Annotated in this window: 9 protein-coding genes; 2 read left to right on the top strand and 7 right to left on the bottom strand. The window is 60.3% G+C overall.

The window, feature by feature from the left end:
- The 3 genes from QZ571_RS11500 to QZ571_RS11490 form a co-directional block, all read right to left on the bottom strand.
- On the bottom strand, positions 1-545 hold a 545-nt coding region (locus tag QZ571_RS11500; protein WP_295534737.1), incomplete at its 3' end, for an FAD-binding oxidoreductase.
- 67 nt (positions 546-612) lie between these two features.
- Positions 613-1,053: a DUF1178 family protein gene (locus QZ571_RS11495; protein WP_295534734.1), complete on the bottom strand. Its 441-nt coding sequence runs from the start codon at positions 1,051-1,053 to the stop codon at positions 613-615.
- Positions 1,054-1,123: 70 nt separating this feature from the next.
- Positions 1,124-2,332 carry a glycosyltransferase N-terminal domain-containing protein gene (locus QZ571_RS11490; RefSeq protein WP_295534731.1) on the bottom strand — a complete coding sequence of 403 codons (1,209 nt, stop codon included), beginning with the start codon at positions 2,330-2,332 and terminating at the stop codon, positions 1,124-1,126.
- Between the two features lie 167 nt (positions 2,333-2,499).
- Between QZ571_RS11490 and QZ571_RS11485 the strand changes: the two genes are divergently transcribed.
- Positions 2,500-4,095, top strand: a complete 1,596-nt coding sequence (locus QZ571_RS11485; protein ID WP_295534729.1) for a GMC family oxidoreductase N-terminal domain-containing protein — start codon at positions 2,500-2,502, stop codon at positions 4,093-4,095.
- 282 nt (positions 4,096-4,377) lie between these two features.
- Here the strand turns inward: QZ571_RS11485 and QZ571_RS11480 are convergent, their stop codons facing one another.
- Positions 4,378-7,446 (bottom strand): efflux RND transporter permease subunit, encoded by a 3,069-nt coding sequence (locus QZ571_RS11480; RefSeq protein ID WP_295534726.1) that lies wholly within the window; start codon positions 7,444-7,446, stop codon positions 4,378-4,380.
- Between the two features lie 12 nt (positions 7,447-7,458).
- Positions 7,459-8,637, bottom strand: a complete 1,179-nt coding sequence (locus QZ571_RS11475; protein ID WP_295534723.1) for an efflux RND transporter periplasmic adaptor subunit — start codon at positions 8,635-8,637, stop codon at positions 7,459-7,461.
- Between the two features lie 357 nt (positions 8,638-8,994).
- Between QZ571_RS11475 and QZ571_RS11470 the strand changes: the two genes are divergently transcribed.
- On the top strand, positions 8,995-9,297 hold the full coding sequence (locus tag QZ571_RS11470; RefSeq protein ID WP_295534722.1) for an antibiotic ABC transporter: 303 nt from the start codon (positions 8,995-8,997) through the stop codon (positions 9,295-9,297).
- Between the two features lie 131 nt (positions 9,298-9,428).
- Here the strand turns inward: QZ571_RS11470 and QZ571_RS11465 are convergent, their stop codons facing one another.
- Both QZ571_RS11465 and QZ571_RS11460 read right to left on the bottom strand, forming a co-directional pair.
- On the bottom strand, positions 9,429-10,532 hold the full coding sequence (locus QZ571_RS11465) for a glycine betaine/L-proline ABC transporter ATP-binding protein (protein WP_295534719.1): 1,104 nt from the start codon (positions 10,530-10,532) through the stop codon (positions 9,429-9,431).
- On the bottom strand, positions 10,525-11,436 hold the full coding sequence (locus tag QZ571_RS11460; RefSeq protein WP_295534716.1) for a proline/glycine betaine ABC transporter permease: 912 nt from the start codon (positions 11,434-11,436) through the stop codon (positions 10,525-10,527). The genes QZ571_RS11465 and QZ571_RS11460 overlap by 8 nt, the downstream gene beginning before the upstream one ends.
- Positions 11,437-11,462: the final 26 nt, after the last annotated feature.

The following is an 11,462-nucleotide window of genomic DNA, read 5'->3' as shown; positions in this document are numbered from 1 at the left end:
TGGCGCAGCCCCGAGATCACCGTGCCATCGGCGAGCACGGCCTCAATGCCCAGACACAACTCGCGCGCGTTGCCATAGCGCAGCACATTCACGCCCCCGGCATTGGTCGCAAGCACTCCGCCGATCTGCGCGCTGCCTTGGCTTGCGATGGTCAGGGGAAACAACCGCCCCGTGCCTTCTGCGGCGTCGTGAGCGTTTTGCAGGCTCGCCCCCGCCTCGATTTCCAGAACATGGCCGGTGATCGCGCGCACCGCGTTCATCCGCTCAAGGCTCAGGATCACGGGGGCGGGGCCGGTTTCAATGATCTGCCCGCCCACCAACCCGGTGCCCCCGCCATAGGGCAGAACCCCGACACGCGCGTCATGACAGGCCCGCAAGATTGCGACGACCTGCCCGGTGCTGTGTGGGCGCACCAGCAGCCCGGCGTGACCGTGATGACGCCCGCGTGGCTCTTGCAGATAGCGCGGCTCGGGCGTCTCGACGCGCATTTCGGGAACGGCCTGCGTCAGGCGCGCTGCAAAGGCTTGATCGGCGCTGGTCAGCATCGGGTCTCCTTCAACAACCGCCCGGCGCGAGGGGCTGCCCCGGCAAACACGAGGCGAGCATCTCGGCTTAGTTGGCTTTGCGCGTATTGAGGAACGGCAGGGGCATGACGGGAATGCCTTCCTCCAACATTTCACGTGCCTCTTCTAACTTAGCTTCGCCATGTATCGCACGGGTCGGGCTATCGCCACTGTGCATCGCGCGCGCTTCGGTGGCGAAGTTCATCCCGACATAATCCGAGTTTTTCTCGATCTCGCGGCGCATCTTGGCAAGGGCTTGTTCTGTCTCATTCTGCGGCGTCGAAAGCGGGCGCTCGGGATCGGTGGGTGTGGCGACCTTGTCGCGCGCGGGCGTGACCGACGGGGCCATCAGGCTTTTGCTCACCACCGTTGATCCGCAAATCGCGCAGTCCAGTTGACCGGCGCGCGACAGCGCCTCGAACCCATCGGCCGATGGGAACCAACTGTCAAACTGATGGCCTTTATCGCATTGCAAACTGTAGCGGATCATCTTGCGAAACTCCTCACGGATGCTTCAGCAGATAAGCGAAATGTGCCGCGATGCAAGGTGTTTGGCATGTTTAGAACAGCGCGTGCACGGCCTTTGCGATGGCTTCCATATCTGCAGCGGGCCCCAACGCTGCGGTTGCGGCCTGTGTCAGCCGTGTTTGATCGGCGGCGCTCAGGCGTGCCATGGCCTGTGCCAACTCTGCCACGCTGGTGCAGGCCAATGCCCCGCCCTGGGCATCCAGCGCACTATAGGCATCGCGGAAATTCGCGACATGCGGCCCGTGTAGAATGGCGCAGTGATGGGCGGCTGGCTCAAACGGGGTGTGGCCACCTTTGTCGACCAGAGAGCCCCCCACAAAGCACATCCCGGCGCTTTCATACCAATTGTCCATCTCGCCCATCGTGTCGGCCAGATAGACTTCGGCCACGGGCGGATCGCCCATCGAGCGCGTGGCATGGGCCAACCCCGCCTTGGCGATCAGCGCCGCAATGTCGGGGGCGCGGCGCGGGTGGCGCGGCGCAAGGATCAGGCGCAAGTCGGGACGCTGCGCGCGCGCTTGCGCAAAGGCGGCGAGCACCTGCGCCTCTTCGCCTTCATGGGTTGACGCTGCCAGCACCGTCGAGACACGCGGCCAGTCCAGCGGCAGCGCTTTGCGCGCGCCAATCGCGGTCTTGAGGTTGATGCAGGGCAGCAGGCGATCGGGCGCCAAACCGAGGGCCAGAAACCGCGCCTCGGAGTCCTTGTCTTGCGCGGAAAGCGCGCCGATCTGGGCCACCATCTGCCGCCCCAACCGGGTCTTGGCCCAACGCGCGCCCGAGCGTTCTGATATGCGCGCCCCGATCACAATGATCGGCACGCCGCGCGCCGCTGCCAGCGCCATGCGATTGGGCCATAGCTCGTTTTCCACCACGATCAGCGCCAGCGGGCGATGACTGTCCAGAAATCGTTCCACCACCGCGCGATGATCCAACGGCGCCATGCGCGCTATGACCCGGGCATTGTTCCAGCTATGGGCAAGGTCCTGTCCGGTCACCGTATTCGTGGTGATCAGCACCCGCAATTCGGGATCATCAGCCAAAAGCGCCTCGATCAAAGGGCGCGCTGAGGTCAGCTCTCCATTCGAGGCCGCATGCACCCAAAGCGCTCCGACGCCCCCTGCGCCGCCACCCAGACGCTGGCGCGCCTGCGCCCCACTTTCAGCCCTCCGCATCACACGCCACGCCAGCCACAGCAGAACTGGCAACGCAAGCAGGTGGGTCAACAGGCGATAGGCAAGCACTGGGTTCTCCGTTTCTTTCCTGTCTTAGATCGGATGCGCCCACCCCGGGGCAAGCCCCGATCAGGCGTTTTCGCAAAGTCGTTTTGCGCGATTGGCCCGGTGCGGCCCTTGTTCCTGCGCGCGGCGCTTGCGACACTCACCGCCGGAGGCATGTCAGGGAGGGGCGCATGGATCAGTTCGACTACGTCATCGTGGGCGCGGGCAGCGCGGGCTGCGTGTTGGCAAATCGGCTATCGGCGGACCCGAGAAACCGGGTGCTTTTGCTCGAAGCGGGCGGGCGCGACAATTACCATTGGGTGCATATCCCGGTCGGGTATTTGTATTGCATCGGCAATCCGCGCACCGATTGGGGCTATAAAACTGCCCCCGATCCGGGACTGAACGGGCGCGAATTGCTGTATCCGCGCGGCCGCATTCTAGGCGGCTGTTCGTCGATCAACGGTATGATCTACATGCGCGGTCAGGCACGCGATTACGACATGTGGCGCCAATCCGGTTGCACTGGCTGGGGCTGGGACGATGTGCTGCCGCTGTTTAAGGGGCAGGAAGATTTTTATCAGGGCGACAGTGACTTGCACGGGGCAGGCGGCGAGTTGCGCGTCGAAAAGGCGCGCGTGCGCTGGGACATGCTGGATGCCTTTCTTGAGGCCGCCGAGCAGGCGGGTTTTCCGCGCACCGATGACTTCAACACCGGCTCCAACGAGGGCGGTGGCTATTTCCATGTCACGCAGAAAAAGGGCTGGCGCTGGAGCGCGGTGAAAGCCTTTCTGCGCCCGGCAATGAAACGCCCCAATCTGCGCATCGAGACGGGCGCGCAAGTTGAACGGTTGGTGATCGAGGAAGGTCGCGTTACCGGCATTCGCTATAACCAAAACGGCGAAAGCCGTGAGGTGCGTGCGGGCGAGGTTGTGCTGTCGGCGGGCTCGATTGGCTCGGTGCAGATACTTGAGCTATCGGGCATCGGGCGCGGCGATGTGCTCAGCCAGAATGGCATTGCCCCGGTGGCAGAGGTCGCGGGCGTCGGGGAGAACCTGCAAGATCATTTGCAACTGCGACTGATCTACAAGGTTCATGGCGTCAAAAGTCTGAACACCATGGCCTCGAGCCTGTGGGGCAAAGCCAAGATCGGGATGGAATATGCGCTGTTCCGCTCGGGCCCGATGTCGATGTCGCCCTCGCAGGCGGGGGTTTTCACGCGCAGTTTTCCGGAAAAAGAGATGCCGGATCTAGAGTATCATGTGCAACCCGTGAGCCTTGATAAGTTCGGGGACGCGGTCCACCCGTTCCCGGCGATGACGGCGAGCGTGTGCAATCTGCGCCCCGAAAGCCGGGGGTCTATCCATATCAACAGTGCCGATTGGCGCGCCCATCCGACGATCGCGCCGAACTACCTCGCGACCGAGGGGGACAGGCGCGTGGCTGCCGAGGCCATCCGACAAGTGCGGCGCGTGACCGAGCAGCCGGCCTTCGCCAAATTCCACCCTGAAGAATTCAAGCCCGGCCCAAGCTATCAAAGCGAAGCAGATTTGGTGCGGGCTGCGGGCGAGATCGGGACGACGATCTTTCACCCCGTCGGCACCTGCCGGATGGGTGCGGATGACGGGGCAGTGGTGGATCCGCGATTGCGGCTCAAGGCGCTGGGAGGGTTGCGGATCGCGGATGCATCGGTGATGCCGACGATCACCTCGGGCAATACTAATGCGCCCACGATGATGATCGCCGAAAAAGCCGCGCAGATGATTTTGGAAGATGCGAAACGCTAAAGGCGCGCAGCGATCATGTCGCCTGGGGATGCCTCCGGCGGGAGTATTTCTGGCTAGATGAAATGGTGGTCACGCGCCCCATCAAGCCTGTGACAGGGAGGTGGGGCGCGTTTCACCTAGCGCAGTCATCGGCTCTCCAGCCTGTCCTGCGCTGCCAGCTTGGCAGATCAAGGTTAAGGCCGGATGAACGACAACGCGCTTTCATCTAGCCTCAAATACTCCCCGCGGAGCGTTCCTCCCCCTGCCGATCTCGCGCAGGTCAGAGCGCCGACGCGACCGGGCTCATCCAGCCTCTTGGCGTCGTTTGGCCGCTGCGTCCCAAGCTTTGTCCGATAGCGAGATAAAGCTGTAGAACATTGGAACGACGAACAATGTGAACATCGTTCCGATCAGCAGGCCTGAGAAAATCACCAGACCCATCGCCGAACGCGCTGCCGCCCCGGCTCCTACAGCAAGGATCAAGGGGACCACCGCCAACGCCATAGCGGCTGTGGTCATCAGGATCGGACGCAAGCGGATCTGGGCGGCTTTGACAATCGCTTGCCTGCGGGTGAGCCCCGATAGCGTGCGTTGCTGATTGGCGAACTCGACCATTAGGATGCCGTGTTTCGTAATCAGGCCCACCAGAGTGATCAGCCCCACCTCGGAGTAGATGTTGAGTGTACCAAGCCCAAGGTTCAGCGGCAGCACCGCGCCAAAGATCGTCAGCGGCACCGTCATCAAGATGATGAAGGGGTCGCGGAAGCTTTCGAATTGTGCAGCAAGCACGAGGTAGATCACCAAAACGGCCGCCGCAAAAGCGATCAGGATCGTGTTGCCTTGGCTTTTCTCGATCCGCGACTGGCCGGAATAATTCAGGAAGAAGCCTTCGGGCATGACCTGATTTGCGATGTCGGTGATCGTTTGCAGCCCTTGGCCGGTTGATTGGCCGGGCAGGGGGAGCGCGGTGATCGTCGCTGAGTTGAGCTGATCGAACTGTTCGATCGAGGCCGCATTCACCCCGGTTTCAATCTTGACCAGCGCCGAGAGCGGCACCATCGCGCCATTGGCCGCACGCACGAAATAGCGCCCCAGTTCTTCGGGGTTCGAGCGGAATTTCTGCGGCACCTGCGGGATGATGTCATAGCTGTTGGAGTCGCGGTCAAACTGCGCCACCGAGGCCTCGCCGACCAGCAAGCTGAGCGTGGCTCCGATATCGGATACCGGCACATTCAGCGCGGCCGCCCGGTCGCGGTCGATGGTCACATCAACTTGGGGGCTATCAAAGTTAAGCGAGTTCTGCACGATGATGAACTTGCCCGAGGCCTGCGCCTTGGTCTTGATTTCCTCGGCCACCTCGGCCACGCGTTTTGACGAGTGGATGGACTGCAGCACGACCGAAATCGGCAAGCCGCCGCCGGTACCCGGCAAGGAGGGCGGCGCAAAGGCAAAGCCTTGAAGGCCAGTGGATTTGCCCAAGTCAGCCTGAATCTCGGTCTGGATTTGTTTCTGGCTGCGGGTGCGTTCGGACCAATCCTTGAGCGCCCAGATATAGATGCCCGAATTGGTCGCCCCGCCAAAGCCCGCAATCGAGAAATCGGTGCGCACTTCGGGAATTCCCGCCGTGCTCTTGGCCACTTGGTTGATGTATTTCTGCGTGTAATCGGTGGTCGCGTATTGCGGCCCATTGAGGATAGCAAACAGGGCGCCATTGTCTTCATCAGGGGCCAGTTCGGTCGAGGTGTTGACCAGCATAAATCCCGTCAGCCCCATCAGCGCGACCACGATCAGCAACGTCACGGGGCGCACGTCAAGCGAGCCTGCCACGCGCCGCCCATACCAGCCCGAAAGCCGGTCGAAATTGCGATCGACGAAGGCTTGGAACCCTTTGGCATTGCCATGCACCAGCAACCGCCCCGCCATCATCGGGGTGATCGTCAGCGCAATGATCCCCGACAAGATCACCGATCCCGCAAGCGCAAAGGCGAATTCGCGGAACAGCTGGCCGGTCAGCCCGCCGGTAAAGCCCAACGGAGTAAGCACCGCCGCGAGGGTGATTGTCATCGCGATCACCGGGCCGGTGATTTCTTTCATGCCCTGCACGGCGGCGGGGATGGGTTTCATCCCATCGTCAATATGTCGGTGAATGTTCTCGACCACGACGATCGCGTCATCAACCACCAGACCAATCGCAAGCACCATTGCCAGAAGGGTCAACAGGTTGATCGAATAGCCCAGCGCCAGCAGCACGCCCAGCACGCCGATCAGCGAAAGCGGAATGGTCACGATGGGCATTGCAACCGAACGGAACGAGCCAAGGAACAGCAAGATCACCAAGACAACAATCGCGACCGCCTCGGCGATGGTCTTGAACACCTCGTCGATCGAGGCCGAAATCGTTTCGGTGGAATCGTAGACCAGTTCGATCTTCATGCCTTCGGGCAGGGTGGCGTTGATCGCGGGCAATTCCTTGCGTACCGCCGCCGCCGTATCCAGCGGGTTGGCGGAGGGCGTGGTGGTAATGCCCAAGAACGTGCCTTGCTTGCTGTCGAAGGTGACGATTTCATTGTCGGCTGCTTTTGACAGCTCGATCTTGGCCACATCGCGCAGCCGCACGACTTCATCCCCGGTGGAGCGGATCGGCAATTGGCCAAAGGCCTCGGGGGTTTGCAGCGTTGATTGCAGGGTGATCGACTGGGCGACGTATTCGTTTTTCGTGCTGCCCGGCGCGGACAGGAAGTTGGACGCGCGGATCGCGTTGAGCACCTCTGAGGCGGTCACCTGACGGGCCGCCAGCTTGTCGGGATCGAGCCAGATTCGCATCGCGTAATCCGACGCGCCGATGATTTGGGTCTGCGCCACGCCCGGGATCGTCGACATCCGCGGTTTGATGACACGTTCCAGATATTCGGTCAGCTGCTCGGGGGTCATATTGGGGTTCATCGCGGCCAGATACATCAGCGCGAAGGTGCGCCCTGTGCCTTTCACGATCACCGGATCCTTGGCGGCGGTGGGCAGTTGCCCTTTGACCTGCTGCACCTTGCTCAGCACCTCGGTCATCGCCGCTTCCGAGTTCGACCCCAGCTTCATATGCACCGAGATGACCGAAGCCGAGGGGCGCGATTGCGTGGTGACGTAATCGACGTTTTCGGTTGTGGCCACGGCTGCCGCGAGTGGCGAAGTAATGAAGCCCTGGATCAGTTCCGGCGAGGCACCGGGATAGGCGGTGGTGATGGTGACCACCGTTTCCTCGACTTCCGGGTATTGCCGCACGGGCAGGTTGAAATAGGCCTGAGCGCCAAACAACAGCATGAACGCACCCAGCACCATCGACAGGACGGGGCGGCGAATGAAGATTTCAGAGACATTCATTTCCAGCGACCCTTACTGCGATTTCGCGGTGTCTTGGACGGCGCTTTCGGGCATCCCGAGCGCTTTCATCACATCCGCCGTGCTGGGGGCATTGGGATCCGGAGAGATCGTGTTGTCGATCGTGACGCTGGCCCCAGAGTTCAGCTTGTTCTGCCCCGCATTGACCACCATATCGCCCGCTTTCAGGCCCTTGGTGATTTCAATCAGCGTGCCAGAGCGACGCCCGAGCGTCACAAAAAGCTGTTTGGCGATCAGCGTCGGGGTATCCGACCCTTGGGGCGTTTCCTTGCGCACGACGAAAACCGAGTCGCCATACAGGTTTGAGCTGATGACCGTTTGCGGCAAGGCGATCACGCCCGTCTCGGTAGGAAGGATCACGCGCACATGCACGAATTGGCCGGGCGTCAGGCGTTCATTATCATTGGCGATTTCCGCGCGCAGCGTGACAAGGCGGGAATTGGGGTCAATCTTGGGTTCAACCCCGGTGATCTGCCCTTTGAGATCCAGCGTGCCGTCTTCGGTCATGACTTCGACGCCTTGCCCCACCGAGGCCTGACGCGCCTGTTGTTCGGCCAGCGTGAAATCGACGCGCATGTTGTCGCGATCTTGCAGGGTCGCAAAGGTTGTGCCTGTGGCCGCATATTGGCCCAGCTCGACTTGCGGAATGCCCATGACGCCGCTGAAGGGCGCAATCAGGCGCTTTTTCTCAAGCACGGCTTGCAGTTTCGCCACGCTTGCGCGGGCCTCTTGGGCGGTGGCCTCGGCTTGCTCCAGATTTGAGGCCGCCGACACGCCGCGCTGCGCCAATTCTCGTGCCCGCTTGAGGTTCGTTTCCGCAAGGGCCAGCCCGGCCTTGGCCGATTCCAGATCGGCACGTTCTGAGCGGTCGTCGATCTTCAGTAAAAGCTGACCTTTTTCGACCTTGTCGTTGGATTTGAAATTGATTTCCTGCACCGTGCCGCCGACTTCTACGGCAAGGTCCGTGCCCTGCGCAGCCGAAGCCGTGCCGATCGCTTCAAGACCCGGCGTCCAGGTGATCGGCTTCACCTCGCTGACCGACACGTTGACCGCAGGTGGCTTCATCGTCGCGAAGTACTGCGCGATCATTTTTGATCGGAACATATTAAAGCCCACGATCCCGCCGACGACGAGAACAAGCAGCACAATAGCGATAAGGAGGCGTTTGATCATTTGTTAGGACCCGTCGGTTAAATCGGTCACGTTCGTGAGAGTTTATTTGGTTTTGAACCGAATGGTTCGGTTTGAAGGGCGAAGTCAATGCACATCTGGTGCTGCGCGTACGCACAGTACTGTGCAGACTCTTCGATTTGCGCTGCAATTTGGCTCACAGAAGCGTGAAATCAAGTAAACAAGACGATCAAGCAGGGAACTGTGACCTAAGAGGCGCGGTTTAGCTGCGAGTTTGAGCGTTTCCGTGGCAAACCGAAACAGGGCTGGCGTATCGGTTGTAAAAGGCACACAAAATTAACATCAAAATGCAAGGTTGGGATTTCCTAGCCTTGGACGGCCAATGATGCGAGGTACGACATGGACCCCCTACAAGCAATACGGATCGGTCTTGACGCAGCACGAATCGGCTTTGAAGCACAATCCGTCATCGCAATGCGATTGGCCGGCATTGCAGGGCTCTGGAATGTGCCCGAAAATGAAAATCTCCGCATGATTCAGGAAAAGCCGTTAGCGGTTCTTGAGGCGGGGCACGCCGCGTTGAACGCGCTGCTAAGTGGTCATTCGCCCGATCGGGCTCTCTCTGCGTCGATGGCGCGGATCGGCCAGCACACCCAAGCCAATATGGAGCGTTTGTCGCAACGTGGGCCGGGTTGGCTCTAAACGCGCACGCGGTATTGTGCCTCACCTTTCCTAGTTGGTTCTCTTACCACTGATGCAGGTTGTTCGATGGGGCGCGCATCCCTTTGTCTGCGCGCCCCATCGTTTCATACGTCGTTCAGATCGCTGCCGGATCAGGCCGCGTCTTCTTCGCTGTCCTCATCTTCACTGTCATCCACCGTGGCGGGCGTGACCATCGCGGTCAGCATCGTGTGCATGTCGATCACCCCCATCGGGCGCCCATCCTTGCCAAGCACCGTCGCATTGCGCACATCGCGTTCCGCCAGTTTGCGCGCCGCCAGTTCAAGCGTGGTAGCGCCTTTGAGGCGGAGCTTGGGCAGGGGGGTATCGCCCTCAGGCAGCGGAGTCGCCACTGTCGCTGCGCGGATCACACGGCCGCGGTTCACCTCGCGCACGAATTCCGCGATGTAGTCATTGGCCGGATGCAGCACGATTTCCTGGCCGGTGCCGACTTGCTCCACTTTGCCATCGCGCAAAATCGCAATTGTATCGCCAAGGCGCAGCGCCTCATCCAAGTCATGGGTGATGAAGACGATGGTCTTTTTCAACTCGGCCTGAAGATCCAGCAACACCTTTTGCATATCCATCCGAATAAGCGGATCAAGCGCGGAAAACGCCTCATCCATCAGCAAGATATCGGCGTCATTGGCCAGCGCACGCGCCAGACCAACCCGCTGCTGCATGCCGCCTGAAAGCTGGTTCGGATAGTAATCCTCATAGCCAGACAGCCCCACACGATCAATCCATCTACGCGCGATCGGGTTGGATTTGGCCGTGTCGATGCCTTGAATATCCAGCCCATACCGGGTGTTTTCCAAGATCGTGCGATGCGGCAGCAGAGCGAATTTTTGGAATACCATCGCCGTTTCGTGGCGGCGGAATTCGCGCAGCTCATCGGGCGTCATCTTCATGACGTCGCGCCCGTTATACAAAATCTCGCCCGACGTGGGCATGATCAGCCCGTTGATATGGCGGATCAGGGTCGATTTCCCCGACCCTGAAAGCCCCATGATCACCGAAATCTGACCCGGCGGCAGTTCGAGATTGATGTTTTGCAACCCCAGAACATGGTTGTGCTTGTCGTTCAGCTCATCCTTGCTCATGCCGTTTTGAACCGCTTCGATATAGTGCTCGGCATTGGGTCCAAAGATCTTGTAAAGATTGCGAATCTCGATCCCAGAGCGTTCTTTGGGCGCGGTGTTGGTTGAATCAGTCATGGCCCGCCTCCGAGTGTTTCTGCAACCGTTTGCCAAAGGCTTGGCTGGCACGGTCGAAAATGATCGCAATCGCCACAAGGGCGAAACCGTTCAGGAAGCCGATCGTGAAGAACTGGTTGTTGATCGCTTGCAGCACGTTCTTACCAAGACCACCGACACCCACCATCGAGGCCACGACGACCATCGCCAGTGCCATCATAATGGTTTGGTTCACGCCCGCCATGATCGTGGGCAGCGACAGCGGTAGCTGAACGCCCCACAGTTTTTGACGCGAGTTTGCGCCGAACGCATCTGCGGCCTCGATCACTTCTTTGTCGACAAGGCGAATGCCAAGGTTCGTCAAGCGGATCATCGGCGGCACAGCATAGATCACCACAGCGATCACGCCGGGCACTTTGCCGATGCCAAAGATCACCACGACCGGGATCAGGTAGACGAAGGAGGGCATCGTCTGCATCACATCTAGGATCGGGCTCAGCACCGATTGAAACCGGTCCGATCGCGCCGCGAGAATGCCAATCGGCAAGCCCAACGCAATGGCAATCATTGTTGCCACGGCGACCATCGCCAATGTCGTCATCGTGTCTTCCCACAGGCCAAAGACCCCGATCAGGCACATGCCGATGGCAGAGCCAATCACGATCTTGATGCTGCGCGAAGCGAGCCAGACCACGGTCAGGATAACTGCGAGAACGATGAACCAAGGCGTATTGGTGAAGGCGTTTTCAAGGGTGTTGAGAAACCATTGCAACGGGCGGGTCGCCGCGTCGATCTGGTCGGAATAATGGCGCACGATGCCGCGGAAACCATTGTCGATTCCCATGCGCATCAGGCGCAGGGTTTTGTCAGGAAGGGCAGGGAACTGACAAATGAGCTCCGGAAGGCCCCAGCAGGAAGATGCCATCTAAAATGTCCTTCAGTCGAGTGCCG

This window comes from uncultured Thioclava sp., assembly GCF_913064665.1.
GTDB classification, from domain to species: Bacteria; Pseudomonadota; Alphaproteobacteria; order Rhodobacterales; family Rhodobacteraceae; genus Thioclava; species Thioclava arctica.
Note: the sequence above shows the minus strand (reverse complement) of the source record. Positions and strands in the feature narration are given on the sequence as shown.

Coding starts and splice junctions, on each gene's coding strand:
- QZ571_RS11475 (WP_295534723.1), bottom strand. CDS start 8,637: ATGATCAAACGCCTCCTTATCGCTATTGTGCTGCTTGTTCTCGTCGTC.
- QZ571_RS11485 (WP_295534729.1), top strand. CDS start 2,500: ATGGATCAGTTCGACTACGTCATCGTGGGCGCGGGCAGCGCGGGCTGC.
- QZ571_RS11470 (WP_295534722.1), top strand. CDS start 8,995: ATGGACCCCCTACAAGCAATACGGATCGGTCTTGACGCAGCACGAATC.
- QZ571_RS11460 (WP_295534716.1), bottom strand. CDS start 11,436: ATGGCATCTTCCTGCTGGGGCCTTCCGGAGCTCATTTGTCAGTTCCCT.
- QZ571_RS11495 (WP_295534734.1), bottom strand. CDS start 1,053: ATGATCCGCTACAGTTTGCAATGCGATAAAGGCCATCAGTTTGACAGT.
- QZ571_RS11465 (WP_295534719.1), bottom strand. CDS start 10,532: ATGACTGATTCAACCAACACCGCGCCCAAAGAACGCTCTGGGATCGAG.
- QZ571_RS11480 (WP_295534726.1), bottom strand. CDS start 7,446: ATGAATGTCTCTGAAATCTTCATTCGCCGCCCCGTCCTGTCGATGGTG.